The 18,625-nt window shown below is 65.9% G+C and carries 14 protein-coding genes, 1 tRNA gene and 1 pseudogene; 11 read left to right on the forward strand and 5 right to left on the reverse strand.

Going from position 1 to position 18,625, the window contains the following annotated elements; all coding sequences use genetic code 11:
- Positions 1–84: 84 nt before the first annotated feature.
- Complete coding sequence (locus tag CFB35_RS19780; RefSeq protein ID WP_059582932.1) at positions 85–954, reverse strand: sulfurtransferase; 870 nt, start codon at positions 952–954, stop codon at positions 85–87.
- Between the two features lie 116 nt (positions 955–1,070).
- Complete coding sequence (locus CFB35_RS19785; RefSeq protein ID WP_059582927.1) at positions 1,071–2,177, reverse strand: aromatic ring-hydroxylating dioxygenase subunit alpha; 1,107 nt, start codon at positions 2,175–2,177, stop codon at positions 1,071–1,073.
- A 270-nt stretch (positions 2,178–2,447) separates the two neighbouring features.
- Between CFB35_RS19785 and CFB35_RS19790 the strand changes: the two genes are divergently transcribed.
- The 4 genes from CFB35_RS19790 (at position 2,448) to folE2 (ending at position 6,572) form a co-directional block, all read left to right on the forward strand.
- Entirely contained in the window at positions 2,448–2,741 is a 294-nt protein-coding gene (locus tag CFB35_RS19790) for an exodeoxyribonuclease VII small subunit (RefSeq protein ID WP_006479428.1), read from the forward strand.
- Positions 2,738–3,622, forward strand: a complete 885-nt coding sequence (locus tag CFB35_RS19795) for a polyprenyl synthetase family protein (RefSeq protein ID WP_050011336.1) — start codon at positions 2,738–2,740, stop codon at positions 3,620–3,622. Before CFB35_RS19790 ends, CFB35_RS19795 begins: the two co-directional genes overlap by 4 nt.
- A gap of 81 nt (positions 3,623–3,703) precedes the next feature.
- A complete protein-coding gene (gene dxs, locus CFB35_RS19800) occupies positions 3,704–5,608 on the forward strand; it encodes a 1-deoxy-D-xylulose-5-phosphate synthase (protein WP_059582921.1) in 1,905 nt (634 codons plus the stop codon).
- Between the two features lie 154 nt (positions 5,609–5,762).
- Entirely contained in the window at positions 5,763–6,572 is an 810-nt protein-coding gene (gene folE2, locus CFB35_RS19805) for a GTP cyclohydrolase FolE2 (RefSeq protein WP_059583149.1), read from the forward strand.
- A gap of 87 nt (positions 6,573–6,659) precedes the next feature.
- Here folE2 and tsaD read toward each other — a convergent pair whose 3' ends face one another.
- Entirely contained in the window at positions 6,660–7,700 is a 1,041-nt protein-coding gene (gene tsaD / locus CFB35_RS19810; RefSeq protein WP_059582919.1) for a tRNA (adenosine(37)-N6)-threonylcarbamoyltransferase complex transferase subunit TsaD, read from the reverse strand.
- Positions 7,701–7,821: 121 nt separating this feature from the next.
- Here tsaD and CFB35_RS19815 point away from each other — a divergent pair, with 121 nt between their 5' ends.
- From CFB35_RS19815 to CFB35_RS19845, 7 genes are all read left to right on the forward strand, one after another.
- On the forward strand, positions 7,822–9,051 hold the full coding sequence (locus CFB35_RS19815) for an NAD(P)/FAD-dependent oxidoreductase (RefSeq protein ID WP_256940233.1): 1,230 nt from the start codon (positions 7,822–7,824) through the stop codon (positions 9,049–9,051).
- A gap of 105 nt (positions 9,052–9,156) precedes the next feature.
- Entirely contained in the window at positions 9,157–9,369 is a 213-nt protein-coding gene (gene rpsU, locus CFB35_RS19820; RefSeq protein ID WP_006479415.1) for a 30S ribosomal protein S21, read from the forward strand.
- A gap of 194 nt (positions 9,370–9,563) precedes the next feature.
- The gene (locus CFB35_RS19825) at positions 9,564–10,010 is read left to right on the forward strand and encodes a GatB/YqeY domain-containing protein (protein ID WP_089465473.1); all 447 of its coding nucleotides are present in this window, start codon (positions 9,564–9,566) and stop codon (positions 10,008–10,010) included.
- A gap of 70 nt (positions 10,011–10,080) precedes the next feature.
- Positions 10,081–11,958 carry a DNA primase gene (gene dnaG / locus CFB35_RS19830; RefSeq protein WP_089465474.1) on the forward strand — a complete coding sequence of 626 codons (1,878 nt, stop codon included), beginning with the start codon at positions 10,081–10,083 and terminating at the stop codon, positions 11,956–11,958.
- Between the two features lie 88 nt (positions 11,959–12,046).
- Positions 12,047–14,464 carry an RNA polymerase sigma factor RpoD gene (gene rpoD / locus CFB35_RS19835; protein ID WP_081066417.1) on the forward strand — a complete coding sequence of 806 codons (2,418 nt, stop codon included), beginning with the start codon at positions 12,047–12,049 and terminating at the stop codon, positions 14,462–14,464.
- A 138-nt stretch (positions 14,465–14,602) separates the two neighbouring features.
- A tRNA-Ile gene (locus CFB35_RS19840) sits at positions 14,603–14,681 on the forward strand.
- Between the two features lie 246 nt (positions 14,682–14,927).
- A complete protein-coding gene (locus CFB35_RS19845; RefSeq protein ID WP_089465475.1) occupies positions 14,928–16,478 on the forward strand; it encodes a phospholipase D family protein in 1,551 nt (516 codons plus the stop codon).
- Between the two features lie 7 nt (positions 16,479–16,485).
- On the opposite strand, the pseudogene CFB35_RS35695 reads toward CFB35_RS19845, so the two are convergent.
- Positions 16,486–16,670: pseudogene (locus CFB35_RS35695) on the reverse strand (PLP-dependent aminotransferase family protein); the annotation flags it as partial.
- A gap of 122 nt (positions 16,671–16,792) precedes the next feature.
- Positions 16,793–18,625: a protease pro-enzyme activation domain-containing protein gene (locus tag CFB35_RS19855; protein WP_059582906.1), complete on the reverse strand. Its 1,833-nt coding sequence runs from the start codon at positions 18,623–18,625 to the stop codon at positions 16,793–16,795.

Raw genomic sequence — 18,625 nt, forward strand, 5'->3', positions numbered from 1 at the left:
ACGACGAGCGGCGGCATCGGCCGCCGCGGCATCGGCCGCCGCGGCATCGGCCGCCGCATCATCCTCATCGCGTCGCGTGGGTGCTCAAGGGTTCGGGCCGGTCGCGATCGGCCGCGACGGATCGGCGCTCCATTCGCTCCACGAGCCCGGGTACAGCGACGCGCCGTGCAGGCCCGCCACTTCCAGCGCCAGCGCGTTGTGGCATGCGGTGACGCCGGAGCCGCATTGCAGGATCACGCGGTTCGGCTCGGTGCCGGCCAGCACGGCGGTGAATGCCTCGCGCAATTCATGACCGGTCTTGAAGCGGCCGTCGGCAGTCAGGTTGTCCTTGAAGAAGCGGTTGCGCGCACCGGGAATGTGGCCGCCTACCCGATCGATCGTTTCATTTTCGCCGCGATAGCGGTCCGGTGCGCGTGCATCGATCACGACGCGCGCGGGCGACGACACGTTCGCGAGCACGGCAGCTGCATCGACCGTCGATTCGAGTGGCGTTGCCGTGCGGAAATCGCCGGCGGCCGGTTGCGGCACGTCGGTCGTCAGCGGCTGGCCGGCCGCTTCCCACGCCTGCAGCCCGCCGTCGAGCACGGCAACCGAATCGTGGCCGAGCCAGCGCAGCAGCCACCACAGGCGCGCTGCATAGGCGCCGCCTTGCGCGTCGTACGCGACGACCTGCTGACCCTGCTTGAGGCCGCGGCTCGCGAGCAGCGTGGCGAGCGCGTCGCGGGTCGGCAGCGGATGGCGGCCGTTGGTGCCCGTCTTGCGGCCGGACAGGTCGCGATCGAGATGAAGATATTGCGCGCCGGGGAGGTGGCCGGCCGCGTAGGCGGCCTCGCCGGCGCCGGGATCGGCGAGATCGAAGCGGCAGTCGAACAGCGCGACGCTGCCGGGCGCCGCGGCCAGGCGCTCGGCGAGATTGGCGGCGGAGATGAGCGTGGTGTAATGAGTGTGTGGCATGACGGCTCCCTGGAGTGCGAATGGCCTGACACTCCAAGTCTAAACAAAAAAGACGGGCCGAAGCCCGTCTTTTCGCTTGCCGGCGGCCGGGCGGCGTCGAGGCGCCGCGGCCGCTGTCAGAGGTCGCCGAGGTGGCGGCGCAGGAACTCGTGGAAGTGCTGCATCCCGTCTTCCATCGGGCTCTGGTACGGGCCGACCTGTGACTCGCCGCGGGCCATCAGCGCTCGGCGGCCTGCGTCCATCCGCATCGCGATCTCGTCGTCCTCGACGGCCGTTTCCATATAGGCGGCGCGCTCGGCCTCGACGAATTCGCGTTCGAACAGCGCGATTTCCTCGGGGTAATAGAACTCGACGATGTTGGTGGTTTTCTGCGGCCCGCGCGGGATCAGCCACGACACGACCAGCACGTGCGGATACCACTCGATCATCAGGCCCGGGTAGTAGACCATCCAGATCGCGCCGAACTCCGGCGGCACGCCGTTGCGGAACTTCAGCACCTGCTCGTGCCATTTCTGGTAAGTCGCGCTGCCCGGTTTCGCGAGGGCGTTGTGCACGCCGACCGTCTGCACGCTGTACCAGTCGCCGAACTCCCATTTGAGATCGTCGCACGACACGAAGCTGCCGAGGCCCGGGTGGAACGGGACGACGTGATAATCCTCGAGGTAGACCTCGATGAACGTCTTCCAGTTGTAATCGCACTCGTGCACTTCGACGTGATCGAACAGGTACTCGGAGAAGTCGAAGTGATGCTTGGTGCCGAGGTTGGCGAGGTCGCGCGCGACGTTGCGGCCCTCGGCCTCGAACAGCAGCCCCTGCCAGTTCTGCAGCGGGCTCTTGCCGAGGTTCAGGCACGGCTTGTCGGGGAAGTGCGGCGCGCCAAGCAGCTCGCCTTCGAGGTCGTACGTCCAGCGGTGCAGCGGGCACACGATGTTCTGCGTGTGGCCGCGCCCGTTGAGCATGATCGCCTGCCGGTGGCGGCACACGTTCGACAGCAGTTCGATCCGGTTCGTCTGGTTACGGACCAGCACGCGGCCTTCCTTCTCGGACGGCAGCGCAAAATAATCCCCCGCCTCGGGCACCATCAGCTCGTGCCCGACGTAACGAGGTCCTTTCTTGAAGAGGGTTTCGATCTCGCGCTCGAGTAGCGCCTCATCGAAATATGCAGTGACTGGAAGCTGGCTGTGGGCCGACTTCAACTGAAGCGCATCGCTCAGATTGGACATTCCCACTCCCGGTGTTAGCGTGAAAGCAGTGAACAACCCAACCATCGAAAAATCGATTTAGGGAAACGGAGAATTATACCCGGTTCGCCTCGCAAGGCTAGGATTAAGTGCCTGATTTGTGTCAATTTTTTGTCGGGCTACCCTCGAAAGGCGCACACTGTGCGTCGAAGATGGGGCCGGAATTGTGCGCGGGCGCCCAAGACGGCAGGTCGGAAAATTCTCTTTTGCCGTAGAATGTCCGACTTGTTTTGAAATTTGACACCCTCGTCCATGGCGAAAACCGCATCCCCAGGCGCCACGCCGCCCGGCAATGGCACCGAACCGTTGCCGGACAATTACGAGATGGCGCTCGCGGAACTCGAGACGCTGGTTGCCCGGATGGAAGGCGGCGCGTTGAGCCTCGAGGATTCACTGGCGGCGTATCGTCGCGGTGCGACCCTCGTTGCGTTTTGCCAACAGCAGCTCGAGAAAGTGGAGCAGCAGGTCCGCGTGCTCGACGGCGCGACGCTGAAGCCGCTTTCGTCCGGAACGGCCGCCACGGACGGCGAAGACGACGATCTATGACATTCGAACAATGGATGCGGTCCGTGCTTGACCGTGTCGAGGACGCACTCGGCCACTATCTGCCGGCCGAAACCGCGACGCCCGCGAAACTTCACGAGGCGATGCGCTACGCGGTCCTCGGTGGCGGCAAACGCGTTCGCCCGCTGCTGTGCCATGCGGCAGGCGAGCTGACCGGTGCGACGGAGGCGGCCCGCAACGCCGCGGCGGCGGCGCTGGAGATGATCCACGTCTACTCGCTCGTGCATGACGACATGCCGTGCATGGACGACGATGCGCTGCGTCGCGGCAAGCCGACCGTGCACGTGCAGTACGACGAGCCGACGGCCCTGCTGGTCGGCGACGCGCTGCAGTCGCAGGCGTTCGTGGCGCTGACCGACGCCGATGCGCTGTCGCCGGTGCAGCAGGCGGCGCTCGTGCGCGAGCTGGCGCTCGCGAGCGGCTCGATCGGCATGGCCGGCGGGCAGGCGATCGACCTGGCGAGCGTCGGCCTGAAGCTGACGCGCGAGCAGCTCGAAACGATGCACCGGATGAAGACGGGCGCATTGCTGCGCGCGGCCGTGCGAATGGGCGCGCTGGCGGGCGAGACGCCTTCGGCGGAAACGATGGCTGCGCTGGACGTGTACGCGGGGGCCGTGGGTCTGGCCTTCCAGGTCGTCGACGACATTCTCGACGTCACGACCGATTCGGCGACACTCGGCAAGACGGCCGGCAAGGACGCGGCGAACGACAAGCCGACCTATGTATCGATCCTCGGTCTCGAGGCGTCGCGCGAGCTGGCAGCGCAGCTGCGCGCCGAAGCGCACGACGCGCTGAAACCGTTCGGCGCACGCGCACAGCGTCTCGCCGAACTTGCCGACCTGGTGGTGAACCGGGTCAGCTGACGCGAAAGCCCGCCGCCGCGCACACGCTACGGTGCGTGCAAAAGAATGCGGGCGCGTTTGATTTCCTACAATGGAACGACGATGTACGACTTGCTGAAAACCATCGACGACCCGGCGGATTTGCGCCGCCTCGATCGTCGCCAACTGCAACCGCTCGCGGATGAACTGCGCGCGTTCGTGCTCGACAGCGTGTCGAAGACGGGCGGCCATTTGTCGTCCAACCTCGGGACGGTCGAGCTGACGATCGCGTTGCACTACGTGTTCAACACGCCGAACGATCGCATCGTCTGGGACGTGGGTCACCAGACCTACCCGCACAAGATCCTGACGGGCCGCCGCGACCAGATGCATTCGCTGCGTCAGTACGACGGCATCTCGGGCTTCCCGCGCCGCAGCGAATCCCAATACGACACGTTCGGCACCGCGCACTCGAGCACGTCGATTTCCGCCGCGCTCGGCATGGCGATCGGCAGCCAGCTGAACGGCGACGACCGCTTCTCCATCGCCGTGATCGGCGACGGCGCGATGACGGCCGGCATGGCGTTCGAGGCGATGAACAACGCGGGCGTGTCGGAGGATGCGAAGCTGCTCGTGATCCTGAACGACAACGACATGTCGATCTCGCCGCCGGTCGGCGCGCTGAATCGCCATCTCGCCCGCCTGATGTCGGGCCGCTTCTACGCGGCCGCACGCGCGGGCGTCGAGCGTGTGCTGAGCGTCGCGCCGCCGGTGCTCGAACTCGCGCGCAAGCTCGAGGAGCACGCGAAGGGCATGGTCGTGCCGGCCACGCTGTTCGAGGAGTTCGGCTTCAACTACATCGGCCCGATCGACGGTCACGATCTCGATTCGCTGATCCCGACGCTGCAGAACATCCGCGAACTGCGCGGCCCGCAGTTCCTGCATGTGGTGACGAAGAAAGGCCAGGGCTACAAGCTCGCCGAAGCCGATCCCGTGCTCTATCACGGCCCCGGCAAGTTCAATCCGGCCGAAGGCATCAAGCCGTCGACCACGCCTGCGAAGAAGACGTACACGCAGGTGTTCGGCGAGTGGCTGTGCGACGAAGCCGAGCGCGATACGCGCGTGGTCGGCATCACGCCCGCGATGCGCGAAGGCTCGGGCATGGTCGAATTCGAGAAGCGCTTCAAGGATCGCTACTACGACGTCGGCATCGCCGAGCAGCACGCGGTGACGTTCGCGGGCGGTCTCGCGACCGAAGGGCTGAAGCCCGTCGTCGCGATCTACTCGACGTTCCTGCAGCGTGCGTACGACCAGCTGATCCACGACGTCGCGCTGCAGAACCTGCCGGTCGTGTTCGCGATCGATCGCGCGGGCCTCGTCGGCGCGGACGGCGCGACGCATGCGGGCGCGTACGATCTCGCGTTCATGCGCTGCATCCCGAACATGACGATCATGGCCGCATCCGACGAGAACGAATGCCGCCAGATGCTGCACACGGCGCTCCAGCAGCCGAACCCGACCGCGGTGCGCTATCCGCGCGGCGCGGGCACGGGCGTGGCGACGGTGAAGGAATTCACCGAGATCCCGCTCGGCAAGGGCGAAGTGCGTCGCCGCACGTCGCAGCCGGAAGGCAAGCGCGTCGCGATCCTCGCGTTCGGCACGATGGTCGCGCCGTCGCTCGCGGCGGCCGACGAACTCGACGCAACGGTCGCGAACATGCGCTTCGTGAAGCCGATCGATGCGGCGCTCGTGCGCGAGCTCGCCGAAACGCACGACTACGTCGTCACGGTCGAGGAAGGCTGCGTGATGGGCGGCGCGGGCTCGGCCTGCGTGGAAGCCCTGATGGAGAGTGGGGTTATCCGACCCGTACTACAATTGGGCCTCCCTGACCAGTTCATCGATCACGGCGACCCCGCGAAGCTGCTGTCGCAATGCGGCCTCGACGGCGCGGGCATCGCGAAATCGATTCGCGAACGCTTCCTGAACCCGGCGGCCGACGTCGCCGGCCAGGCGAAGCGCGTCGCATAAGCTGACGCCGCCCTCGGGCGGCGTCGGTGCGACTGGCGCAACCGGTCTACATTGATGCGGAAAACATGGGCCTGCGGGCCCATGTTGCTTTTCCGGCTGCCGCATGACGCGGCGTGCGCGTCGTCGAACGCGCGGCTTACAAGGATTGAACAAGATGAACCAGATGAATCCCGCCTTCGTGATGCCCGACGTGCAGAGCACGGTGGATACCCGTCAGATTCCGATTCAGCGCGTGGGCGTGAAGGCGGTCCGGCATCCGTTGACGGTGTGTACCGAAAGCGGCGACGTGCAACCGACGGTCGGCGTCTGGAACCTCGATGTCCGTTTGCCGGCCGATCAGAAGGGCACGCACATGTCGCGCTTCGTCGCGCTGCTCGAAGAGAATCGTGCGCCGCTGACGGTCGAGCGTTTTCGCGCGATGCTCGCATCGATGCTCGAAAAGCTCGAAGCCGAAGCCGGCCGCATCGAAGTCACGTTCCCGTATTTCGTCAACAAGACGGCGCCGGTGTCCGGCGTGCAAAGCCTGCTCGACTATGAAGTGACGCTCGCGGGCGAAAGCCGCAACGGCGATACGCGCCTGTTCCTGAAGGTGCTCGTGCCGGTAACGAGCCTGTGCCCGTGCTCGAAGAAGATCTCGCAATACGGTGCGCACAACCAGCGCTCGCACGTGACGATCGATGCGGAGCTGGCTGCCGATCTGCCGGTCGAGGCGCTGATCCGCATCGCGGAAGAAGAAGCGTCGTGCGAGCTGTGGGGGCTGCTGAAGCGTCCGGACGAGAAGTTCGTCACCGAGCGTGCATACGAGAATCCGAAGTTCGTCGAGGATCTCGTGCGCGATATCGCGCAGCGCCTCGATGCGGACGAGCGCGTGGCCGCTTACGTGCTCGAAGCCGAGAACTTCGAGTCGATCCACAATCATAGCGCGTATGCGTTGATCGAGCGCGACAAGCGGCTGGCTGCATAACGCCGCGGCGTCTTGTCGCGCCCATGAGAAAGGCCGCTCGTTCGAGCGGCCTTCTGTTTTCCGGCTGACGGTGTCGCGTTGCGCGATTCAGCGTGCGAGCGACGCGAGATCCCAGCGCGGCTTCACCGTGAACGCGTAGTCGGCATTCGCCTGTTCGGGCCAGCGGCCGAGCCGCAACGCACCCGCGAGCGCGATCATCGCGCCGTTGTCGGTGCAGAGCGCGAGATCGGGGTAGTGCACGTCGAAGCCGCGCTTGGCCGCGGCCGCCGACAGTGCCGCGCGCAACTGGCGGTTCGCGCCGACGCCGCCCGCGACCACGAGGCGCTTGAGCTTCGTCTTCTTCAGCGCGGCGAGCGACTTCGCGACGAGCACGTCGACGGCCGCATCGACGAAGCCGCGCGCGAGGTCGGCCTTCGCGCGTTCGAGCGCTTCGCCCTCCAGCTTCGCCGCTTCGAATTTCTTCATCTGCGTGAGCACGGCGGTTTTCAGGCCGCTGAAGCTGAAGTCGAGATCGCCCGAGTGCAGCATCGGGCGCGGCAGCACGACCGCGCCCGGCGTGCCCGTTTCGGCCAGCTTCGATACTTCAGGGCCGCCCGGGTAGCCGAGGCCGATCAGTTTCGCCGTCTTGTCGAACGCCTCGCCGGCCGCGTCGTCGAGCGTTTCGCCGAGCGTCTCGTACACGCCGACGTCGGTCACGCGCATGAGTTGCGTGTGGCCGCCGGACACCAGCAGCGCGACGAACGGGAACGGCGGCGGCTCGTCGACCAGCAACGGCGACAGCAGATGGCCTTCGAGGTGATGGATGCCGACGGTCGGCTTGTTCCATGCGAGCGCGAGCGCATTCGCGATGCTCGCGCCGACGAGCAGCGCGCCGGCGAGGCCGGGGCCTTGCGTGAATGCGATCGCGTCGATGTCGTCGCGGCGCGTGCCGCTTTGCGCCATCACTTCCTCGAGCAGCGGCAGCGCACGGCGGATGTGGTCGCGCGACGCGAGCTCCGGCACGACGCCGCCGTAGTCGCGGTGCATCGCGATCTGCGAATGGAGCGCGTGCGCGAGCAGGCCGCGCTGCGTGTCGTAGAGCGCGAGGCCGGTTTCGTCGCAGGAGCTTTCGATGCCGAGAACGAGCATGGGTGAGGGCAGGACGCGCCGTTTCGGACGCGCCTCGGGTAGGTCAACGTAACCGGAAAGTATAGCAGGCGAGGGCGGACCGCCGCTGGCGGCGGCCCGGGCCCGATGCCGGGCAGGTACAATCCGCGCCATGGAAACTTATGACATCGCCGTGATCGGCGCGGGCGCCGCCGGCATGATGAGCGCCGCGGTCGCCGGGCAGCTCGGCCGTCGCGTCGTGCTGATCGATCACGCGCCGCGGCTCGCCGAGAAAATCCGCATCTCGGGCGGCGGCCGCTGCAACTTCACGAACCTGTATGCCGGGCCCGACAACTACCTGTCGTCGAATCCGCATTTCGCGCGCTCGGCGCTGGCGCGCTATACGCCGCGCGACTTCCTCGGGCTGCTCAAGCGCCATCGCGTGACCTGGCACGAAAAACACAAGGGCCAGCTCTTTTGCGACCACGGCAGCGACGCGATCATCGACGTGCTGAAACACGAGTGCGACGCGGGCGGCATCGCATGGCGCCGGCCCGTCGTCGTCGACGCGGTGCGCCATGCGCCGTCCGACGGCTTCGTGCTCGATACGCAGCAGGCCGGGCCGATCGGCGCGCGCGCGCTGATCATTGCGACCGGCGGCCTGTCGATCCCGAAGATCGGCGCGACCGACTTCGGCTACCGGCTCGCGAAGCAGTTCGGTCACAAGCTCGTCGATACGCGGCCCGCGCTCGTGCCGCTGACGTTCGCGCCGCAGGACTGGGCGCCGTTCGCGCCGCTGTCTGGCGTGTCGCTCGAAGTGCGCGTATCGACCGGCGACAGGAAGCGCGGCGGCGAATTCGTCGAGGACCTGCTGCTGACCCATCGCGGCCTGTCCGGCCCCGGCATCCTGCAGATCTCGAGCTACTGGCAGCCCGGCGACCCGATTCGCATCGACCTGCTGCCGCAGCGCGACACGGTGGCCGACCTGCTCGAGGCGAAACGCACGTCGAAGCGCCAGATCGGTTCGCTGCTCGCCGACTGGGTGCCGGCGCGCCTCGCGCATGCGTGGCTCGACACGCATCGCGTCGCGGCCGACGCGCGGCTCGCCGATCTGCCCGACAAGACGCTGCGCCAGATCGGCGACGCGCTGTCGGACTGGACGCTGACGCCGAACGGTACCGAAGGCTACAGGAAGGCCGAAGTGACGAAGGGCGGGGTCGACACGCGGGAGCTGTCGTCGGCGACGATGATGAGCGCGCGCGTGCCGGGGCTGTTCTTCGTCGGCGAGGCGGTGGACGTGACGGGCTGGCTCGGCGGGTACAACTTCCAGTGGGCGTGGGCGTCCGGCACGGCGGCCGGGCAGGCCGCGGCCGAGTATGCGCGCGGCGCCTGACGCGCCGGCCGGCGCCGTTCCGGCGGGGCCGGGCCCCGTGCCTTTGAGCAATCGCTCTGCTATACTCGGTAGTCTTTCCCTGCAAACCTTTATTCGTGTCGGATCATGACGATCATTCGCGTTAAAGAGAACGAGCCGTTCGAAGTTGCAATGCGTCGCTTCAAGCGCACGATCGAAAAGAACGGTCTGCTGACCGAGCTTCGTGCGCGCGAGTTTTACGAGAAGCCGACCGCAGAACGCAAACGCAAGAAGGCTGCTGCGGTGAAGCGTCATTACAAGCGTATCCGCAGCCAGACGTTGCCGAAGAAGCTGTACTGAACGATTGGGCGCCGCGCGGTTCACTGAGCGGCGCACCGGCGATTCCGTGCGATCGGGTGCGATCGTGCAGCCGATCAGGCGGCGAGTCGCCGATGCCGGATTCGAGCAACCCGCTTGAGACACTGTCCCAAGCGGGTTTTTGTGTTGACGCCCGTTTGCGGGCGTCGGATTCACATTTCCATCCCGGGTGAAAGATGAGTTTGAAAGAGCAGATCAGCGAAGACATGAAGGCCGCGATGCGCGCGAAGGAAAGCGAGCGCCTGGCAACGATTCGCCTGCTGATGGCCGCGATCAAGCAGCGCGAGGTCGATGATCGGCTCACGCTCGACGACGCCGGCATCACGGCCGTGATCGACAAGATGATCAAGCAGCGCAAGGATTCGATCAGCCAGTTCCAGGCGGCCGGCCGCGACGATCTCGTCGCGAAGGAGCAGGCCGAGCTGACCGTGCTGGGCGGCTACATGCCCGCGCAACTGTCGGACGCCGAAGTGGCGGCCGAAGTCCAGGCGGCGGTCGCGCAAACGGGCGCGGCGGGCCCGCAGGACATGGGCAAGGTAATGGGCGTGCTGAAGGGCAAGCTCGCCGGCCGTGCCGACATGACGGCCGTTTCCGCGCAGGTCAAGGCCGCGCTCACGAAGTAAAACCCGTTCCCGGCGCGCCCAGCGATGCGTGCGCCGGGCGTCGTATCGTCCTTTTTCGCTCGATCCCACGGTGATTCCGCATTCGTTCCTGCAGGATTTGCTGAACCGCGTCGATATCGTCGACGTGGTGGGCCGGTACGTGCAGCTCAAGAAGGGCGGCGCCAACTTCATGGGGCTGTGCCCGTTCCATAACGAGAAGAGCCCGTCGTTTACCGTCAGCCCGACCAAGCAGTTCTATCACTGCTTCGGTTGCGGCGCGCACGGCACGGCGATCGGCTTCCTGATGGAGCACGCGGGGCTCACGTTCCCGGAAGCCGTGCAGGAACTCGCGCAATCCGTCGGGCTGACCGTGCCGCACGAGCCGTCGATGCGCGGCGGCGGTGGGGGCGGAGGCGGTGGCGGCGACTATCCGGCGCCCGTGTCGAAATCGGTGGCGACCGCGCTGTCCGACGCGATGACGGCGGCGTGCGACTACTACCGCAAGCAGTTGCGCGGCGCGACGGTCGCGATCCAGTATCTGAAGAACCGGGGCCTGACCGGCGAGATCGCCGCGCGCTTCGGTCTCGGCTATGCGCCGGACGGCTGGCAGAACCTCGAGGCGGCGTTCCCGGATTATCGCGACGAGTCGCTGGTCGAAGCGGGGCTCGTGATCGTCAGCGAGAAAACCGACGCGCAGGGCGTCGCGCGCCGCTACGACCGGTTCCGCGAGCGGATCATGTTCCCGATCCGCAACGTGAAGGGGCAGGTGATCGGTTTCGGCGGCCGCGTGCTCGGCAGCGGCGAACCGAAGTACCTGAACTCGCCGGAAACGCCGCTGTTCAACAAGGGCAGCGAGCTGTACGGGCTGTTCGAGGCGCGGCTCGCGATTCGCGAGCGCAAGTACGTGCTGGTCGTCGAGGGCTACATGGACGTCGTCGCGCTCGCGCAGCTCGGCTTTCCGAACGCGGTCGCGACGCTCGGCACCGCGTGCACGCCGATTCACGTGCAGAAGCTGCTGCGCCAGACCGACACGGTCATTTTCAGTTTCGACGGCGATTCGGCCGGGCGGCGCGCGGCCCGGCGCGCGCTCGAGGCCTGCCTGCCGCATGCTGGCGACAACCGGACGATCCGGTTCCTTTTTCTCCCGCCCGAGCACGATCCGGACAGCTATGTGCGCGAGTTCGGCGCGGATGCGTTCTCCGACCAGGTCGAACGCGCGATGCCGCTGTCGCAATTTCTGTTGAACGAAGCAATTGCCGGCAAGGCGCTCGATCAGCCGGAAGGCCGCGCGAAGGCGCTGTTCGATGCGAAGCCGCTGTTGCAGGCGCTGCCCGCGAATGCATTGCGCGCGCAGATCATGCACATGTTCGCCGACCGCCTCGATATCCCGTTCGAGGAAGTCGCGGGGCTGTCGGAAGTCGATACGCGCATCGCGGCGGCGCCGCGCCAGGCGCCCGCGCGCAGCGAGCGGCGACGCGTGACGGACAGCGAAAAGCGCGCGTTGCGCACGCTGGTGATGCATCCGCGCATCGCATCACAGCTCGACGACGAACAGATCGCGACCCTGCGCGCGCTGCCGCGCATCGGCGAATTGTTCGCGGAAGTCGTCGATCATGCGCGTGCGCTGGGCGACGGCGCGGAGTTCCGGCTGCTGTCGGATGTCCTGAGGGCGTCCTCGAACGGGGCGACTTACGAGGAAATCTTCCGCGAAATTCTGGACTATGATGAAAACGTCCGCGATCTGCTGTTACAGAATCCGGAAGACGAGACGGTGCTCGAGCGGCAACGCGAGCAGGAGCGGATCGCGGGGGAGGAACTGCAGGCAGCGGTGCTCAAGATGCGTTATGACGCCTGCTGCGACCGGCTGGACAGGCTGGCGCGGCAATCCACCTTCACCCCCGAGGAGTTGGCTGAATTGACGGAATTGAACCAGCAGCGAACCGACATGAAGCGTCGGCTCGGGCTGTAGGCGGCCGGGGCGCTTAGAGAGGGCTCCCCAGCGTGCTATAATATAAGGTTTCCAGCGGTTTGTTTTCCAAGCAGAGGCGAGAATCGCGATGGCAAAGACGACAGGCGGAAAGAAAGCAACAGGCAAGGGCTCGACGGAGCCGACCAAGAAGGTCACAGCGGCCAAGTCTGCTTCTTCCACCAGGACAACGTCTTCAGCCACGTCAGCCCCTGCAGGAAAGAAAACCGCGGCCGGCACCGCTCAGGCTGCGCCGGCACCGGCAGCCAGAACACGGGCTGCCGCCAGACCCGACTCCGGGCCGGCCAAGCCGGCGGCGAAGCGGGCAAGTGCGAAAAGCGCAAGGGACACGACTGCCGCCGCGGACGAAACGGCAGTACGTACTACTCATGCACCCACGGTTCAACCGGCTGTCGTCCAGCAGCCGCGAGTCGATATAGCCGGTACGGCGAACTCCATGACCAAAAAGCTGAACGAAGTATCCGTCGAAGACGACGCAAATCAGAGCGACGAGCAGCCCGCAGCCGCGGCTGCACCGGGCAAGTCCAAGGTGCGTGATCGTCGCGCCAAGGAAAAGGCGCTGCTGAAGGAAGCGTTCGCGACGAGCACGCCGGGCACGGCCGAGGAGCTCGAAGAGCGCCGCGTGAAACTGCGCGCGCTGATCAAGCTCGGCAAGGAGCGCGGCTTCCTCACGTACGCCGAAATCAACGACCACCTGCCCGACAACTTCACCGAGACCGAAGCCCTCGAGGGCATCATCGGCACGTTCAACGACATGGGCGTGGCGGTTTACGAGCAGGCGCCGGACGCGGAAACGCTGCTCCTGAACGACAACGCGCCGGCCGCGTCGTCGGACGATGAAGTCGAGGAGGAAGCGGAAGTCGCGCTGTCCACCGTCGATTCGGAATTCGGCCGCACGACCGATCCGGTCCGGATGTACATGCGCGAGATGGGCACGGTCGAGCTGCTCACGCGCGAAGGCGAAATCGAGATCGCGAAGCGGATCGAGGACGGCCTGCGCCACATGGTGATGGCGATCTCCGCATGCCCGACGACGATCGCCGACATCCTCGCGATGGCCGAACGCGTCGCGAACGAAGAGATCCGCGTCGACGAGCTCGTCGACGGCCTGCTCGATCCGAACGCCGCGGATGCCGCCGATACGGACGGCTTCTCCGCGAAGGAAGCGGAAGCCATCGAGAACGAGGACGAGGAAGCCGAAGAGGAAGAGGAAGAAGAGGAAGAGGAGGAAGACGACGGCGCCGCGCAGGCATCGGCGAACGCCGCCCAACTCGAAGCCCTCAAGCGTGCGTCGCTCGAGAAGTTCTCGCAGATCAGCGAGTGGTTCGACAAGATGCGCCGCGCGTTCGAAAAGGAAGGCTACAAGTCGAAGGCCTACCTGAAGGCGCAGGAAACGATCCAGAGCGAGCTGATGACGATCCGCTTCACCGCGCGTACCGTCGAACGCCTGTGCGACACGCTGCGTGCGCAGGTGGACGAAGTGCGTCAGGTCGAGCGCCAGATCCTGCACATCGTCGTCGACAAGTGCGGCATGCCGCGCTCGGAATTCATCGCACGCTTCCCGGGCAACGAGACGGATCTCGACTGGGCCGAGAAGATCACCGCGGAAGGCCATCCGTACAGCGCGGTGCTGTCGCGTAACGTCCCGGCGATCCGCGAACAGCAGCAGCGTCTGCTCGACCTGCAGGCGCGCGTCGTGCTGCCGCTGAAGGACCTGAAGGAAACCAACCGTCAGATGGCGGCCGGCGAACTGAAGGCGCGCCAGGCGAAGCGCGAAATGACCGAGGCCAACCTGCGTCTCGTGATCTCGATCGCGAAGAAGTACACGAACCGCGGCCTGCAGTTCCTCGACCTGATCCAGGAAGGCAACATCGGCCTGATGAAGGCGGTGGACAAGTTCGAATACCGTCGCGGCTACAAGTTCTCGACCTATGCGACGTGGTGGATCCGTCAGGCCATCACGCGCTCGATCGCGGACCAGGCGCGCACGATCCGGATTCCGGTTCACATGATCGAAACGATCAACAAGATGAACCGCATCTCGCGGCAGATCCTGCAGGAAACCGGTCTCGAGCCGGATCCGGCCACGCTCGCCGAGAAGATGGAGATGCCGGAAGACAAGATCCGCAAGATCATGAAGATCGCGAAGGAGCCGATCTCGATGGAAACGCCGATCGGTGACGACGACGATTCCCATCTCGGCGACTTCATCGAGGACACCAACACGGTCGCGCCGGCGGATGCCGCGCTGCATGCCAGCATGCGCGACGTCGTGAAGGACGTGCTCGATTCGCTGACGCCGCGCGAGGCGAAGGTGCTGCGGATGCGTTTCGGTATCGAGATGAGCACCGATCACACGCTCGAGGAAGTCGGCAAGCAGTTCGACGTCACGCGCGAGCGGATCCGTCAGATCGAGGCCAAGGCGCTGCGCAAGCTGCGTCACCCGAGCCGTTCCGACAAGCTGAAGTCGTTCCTCGAAGGGAACTGATTTCCGGCGTTTCTCTTACGAACGCCGCCGGTATCCGCATGATGCCGGTGGCGTTCGTTCCCTTTGTCGTCTTTGTTGTTACAATGCCGGCCCGGCTTCGTTGCCGGGGTGGCGTGTAGCACGCCGTGCTTCTCGTCTGGGCCCCTAGCTCATGCTTGGTTAGAGCAGCGAACTCATAATTCGTTGGTGCCGGGTTCGACTCCCGGGGGGCCCACCAGATTTCATGCCGCGCCGCGCTGTGTCGCGGTGTGCCGAAAACCCGCGATCGCGTCATGCGCCGCGGGTTTTTCTTTGGGCGCACGCGCGGCAACAACGAAGCCCTGCCGCGCCGATGGCAATCGAAGTATGCTGTGGCGCGGCCGGCCTCGGCGCGATACTCGCGCACGTCGGGACCGCCGATCGATGCCGCCTCCATCCGGCGGCCAGAACAAACGGATTTCACCCGGGAGCGGGGACGGCGATCATGATCAGGCTGCGTTGGTGGGGTGCGATTCTGTCGTTGCTGATGCTTGCCGCGTGCGCAAGCCTGCCGCCGCAGGCCGATCGCGCGCCGACGCATGCGTACACCGATACCGACGATACGCGGCTGGGCGCCGCGTTTCAGCAGCAGGCCCGCACGCACCCTGGGCAGGACGCGTTTCATTTGCTGACCGATCCGGTCGATGCGCTGGACGCACGCGTGCTGCTTGCCGACCGCGCCGACCGCTCGCTGGACCTTCAATACTACATCTGGCACGACGACCTGACCGGCCACGAACTGGCCGACGCGGTCATTCGTGCGGCGGACCGCGGCGTGCGCGTGCGCGCGCTGCTCGACGATCTCGGCACCAACGCGGACGACCGCAAGCTGCTCGAGATCAGCGCGCATCCGAACATCGAGATCCGGCTGTTCAATCCGGTGGCTACGCGCCGGTTCAAGAAGATCGGCACCGTGTTCGAGTTCTCGCGCGTCAACCGGCGCATGCACAACAAGGCGATGATCGCGGACAACCAGGCGGCGATCGTAGGCGGCCGCAATATCGGCGATGAATACTTCGGCGCATCGTCGATGCTGGAGTTCGGCGATCTCGACGTCGTCGTTCATGGCCCGGTCGTGAAAGACATCTCGACCGAATTCGATACGTTCTGGAATTCGCCGTATGCGTATCCGATCGATACGCTCGTCGGACACGATGCGGCGCCGGGCGGCCTCGACCGCGAGCGCGAACGGTTGCGCGACTACCTGCGGGCCATGGAGGACAATCCGTACGTGCTCGAGGCACGGCAGCGGCTCGACCGGATCGTTCACGGAGAGGGCACGGCGCTGTCGTGGGGGCATGCGACGGTGCTGTACGACGATCCGTCGAAGATCGCGCACCCGCCGAAGGACAGCGACGGGCACCTGATGCCGCAACTGCGTGCGCTCGCGTTGCAGCCCAGGCACGACCTGCTGATCGTGTCGCCGTATTTCGTGCCGGGCAAGGAGGGGGTCGAGCGGCTGCGCGCGCTCACGGCGCGCGGCGTACGCGTGACGGTGCTGACCAATTCGCTCGCGTCGACCGACGTGGCGGCCGTGCATGCCGGCTACCGGCGCTATCGAAGCGATCTGGTGAACGCCGGCGTGCGGCTCTACGAGCGCCGGCCATCGGGCGACAAGAGCATTTCGAAGCAGGTCATCATCGGCTCGTCGCGCGCGTCGCTGCATGCGAAGACCTACGTGTTCGATCACACGAGCATCTTCATCGGGTCGATGAATCTCGATCCGCGTTCGCTGAACCTCAATACGGAGATCGGCGTTTACTGCGAGAGCCCCGCGATTGCGTCGCAGGTGGCCAACGATCTGGAAGCGCGGCTCGACCAGATCGCGTGGCGTGTCGAGGCGAGCACCGACGCGGCCGGCAACGGGCGGCTCAAGTGGATTCAGACCGATGCGGACGGGAAGGTCACCGAGATCGATCACGAGCCGGAGGTATCTGCCGGGCGGCGGATGGAAGTCTGGTTCCTCGGGCTGTTTCCGATCGAATCGCAACTGTGAGCGACGCTCAGCGTCGCGCGCGGCGGTGCGGCTCGATGACGTTCGCGAACTGTGTTGCCGCTGTCTCGATCGTCGCGTCGTTCAGCCCCGAATAGCCGAGCACGAAGCCGTTATAGCGGCGGCCGTCGCCGCGAGATCCGCACAGACATGCATGCCGCCCGGGCTCTCCCGCACGCTCAGCGACGTACCGATCGGCAGAGGCGAGATGACGCGGCATGCAGACGACCCGCGAAGGCTGCGCAGCCTTCGCGGGTCGTCAGACGCGGTTGCGTACGATACGTCGCGCTTGCGCAACCGCAACGGTCAGCAGCGCGTCAACGCGCGAAATCCGACGTGCTCTGGATGAACGCGTTCAGCTTCGAGATGTTCACGCTGCCGAAGCCCGTCGTCGCATCCCAGCCGGCCTTCGCCTTGTAGCCGTAAGTGCCGCTGCCGTTGTTCCCGGACGTGACGTCGTGCAACAGCGCGGCGTTGGTCGGGAAGTACTTGTAGATGCTCGACGCGGGGAACCCGAGCGCATTGTTGTTGGCCGATTGCAGCCGTGCCCAGATGCCCGTGAAGATCGGCGCGGCGAGGCTCGTGCCGCCTTCGTTGTTCAGGTAGCCCGAACCCCACAGCGTGTCGGACGTCTGCCCGTTCACGACGAGAATCGCACCCGTGCGCAGGTCGGCGTCGAAGCCGACGTCGGGCAGCGCACGCTTGGTCGAGCCGGTGAGCGTCGACGACTGCCACGCCGGCGCGGCCTCGTACTTGCTGTACCCGCCGCCGGTCGACCACACGGTGCCCGACTGCCAGCTCGGATCGTTCCAGACGATTTCGCTGTTGTACGCATTGGTCGACGTATTCGTGAACAGCGTCGTGCCGCCGACCGCGATCACGTACGGCGACGTGGCCGGCTCGCTCACCGTGTAGGTCGAGCGCGACGGCTTGCCGCTCGCGCATTCGTACGCGCCGTGGTCGCCGGCGGAAACCGAGAAGGTTTGCCCTTGCGCGACCGCCTGCTTGAAGATGGTGTCGTCGGTCGCCTGCGAGCCCGTGCTGTACGCGGACGATTCGCACACGCCGAGCGACACGTTGATCACCTTCGCGACGTTGTCGGTCACGGCCTTGTTGTACGCGGCCGTGATCGCGGTGAGCGTCATCGACGGCGCGGTGTAGAACACGACCTGCTTCACGCTGCCGCCGGCCGTGCCGACGATCGACTGGCTGTCGAGGTTCCACTCGACGGTGCCGTCGGTGTCGGTGTACGAACTGCCGGCCGGGCCCGTCTTCACGATGCTGCTGCTGATCGTGCCGAGGCCGTTGTTCGCGGCGAACGTATTGAGGTCGCTCACCGTCTGCGACAGGTCGCCTTCGGAGATGATGCCGACGGTGGTCTGCGAGGCCGTCGGCGTGCCGTCGCCGCCGTAGATCGACGAGAATTCGGTCGGGTTGTGCGGGACCGCCGACGCGCCGGCCGGGATCGTCAGGTTGCTGGTGTTGCCTTGCGGCTTGCCGCCCGCACCCGTATGCATCAGCTCGACGTTCTGCAGGCCGAGTACCGCGCCGACGATGTTGCCGATCGCGTTCGGCACTTGCGCGGCGTCGGTGTTCGCATAGACGCTGCGGCCGTTGCGGGTGAAGCGCTTGAGCGTCGTGCGGAACGCGGACTGGACGGTTCCCGCGGTGCCGGATGCGGAGACGAGCAGCCGGTTGGGTGCGACCACGATGTTCACGAAGCCTGCCTTGCGCAGGTGGGCGACGACGGAGGCGACCTGCTGATCGGTCGGCGCATATTGCGCGGCGAATTGCGCAGGCGTGAGGAACTGCCGGTAGTGCGGCGAGCCGGGCGTATGCAGGTCCCGCAGGTACTGGTCGAGTTGAGCTTCGTTGCGCAGGTTCAGCCCGAGCACGATGTCCACCGATTCGCCGGGCGCCATGTCGATGGCAGAGGCGGCAGCGGCCGCCGTGCTCGCGGCGGGCGCGCCGGCCGTACCGGCTTCGTTCTGCTGCACGAGCGGCAGGAATCCCTTGGTGCGTGTTTCCGTCCAGCCGGCCGCGGGCGCGGCATGGGCGGTCGCCATGCCGAACGAAGCGGCTGCTGCGGCGGCGAACGCGAGTTTGACGATGCGAATGTGCTTGTGTTTCTTGTTTGCAACCTGATTCAT

Origin of the sequence: Burkholderia sp. AU16482, assembly GCF_002223285.1 — a bacterium.
Classification (GTDB): domain Bacteria; phylum Pseudomonadota; class Gammaproteobacteria; order Burkholderiales; family Burkholderiaceae; genus Burkholderia; species Burkholderia semiarida.

Coding starts and splice junctions, on each gene's coding strand:
- CFB35_RS19780 (WP_059582932.1), bottom strand. CDS start 954: ATGCCACACACTCATTACACCACGCTCATCTCCGCCGCCAATCTCGCC.
- CFB35_RS19785 (WP_059582927.1), bottom strand. CDS start 2,177: ATGTCCAATCTGAGCGATGCGCTTCAGTTGAAGTCGGCCCACAGCCAG.
- CFB35_RS19790 (WP_006479428.1), top strand. CDS start 2,448: ATGGCGAAAACCGCATCCCCAGGCGCCACGCCGCCCGGCAATGGCACC.
- CFB35_RS19795 (WP_050011336.1), top strand. CDS start 2,738: ATGACATTCGAACAATGGATGCGGTCCGTGCTTGACCGTGTCGAGGAC.
- dxs (WP_059582921.1), top strand. CDS start 3,704: ATGTACGACTTGCTGAAAACCATCGACGACCCGGCGGATTTGCGCCGC.
- folE2 (WP_059583149.1), top strand. CDS start 5,763: ATGAACCAGATGAATCCCGCCTTCGTGATGCCCGACGTGCAGAGCACG.
- tsaD (WP_059582919.1), bottom strand. CDS start 7,700: ATGCTCGTTCTCGGCATCGAAAGCTCCTGCGACGAAACCGGCCTCGCG.
- rpsU (WP_006479415.1), top strand. CDS start 9,157: ATGACGATCATTCGCGTTAAAGAGAACGAGCCGTTCGAAGTTGCAATG.
- CFB35_RS19825 (WP_089465473.1), top strand. CDS start 9,564: ATGAGTTTGAAAGAGCAGATCAGCGAAGACATGAAGGCCGCGATGCGC.
- rpoD (WP_081066417.1), top strand. CDS start 12,047: ATGGCAAAGACGACAGGCGGAAAGAAAGCAACAGGCAAGGGCTCGACG.
- CFB35_RS19845 (WP_089465475.1), top strand. CDS start 14,928: ATGATCAGGCTGCGTTGGTGGGGTGCGATTCTGTCGTTGCTGATGCTT.
- CFB35_RS19855 (WP_059582906.1), bottom strand. CDS start 18,625: ATGAATCAGGTTGCAAACAAGAAACACAAGCACATTCGCATCGTCAAA.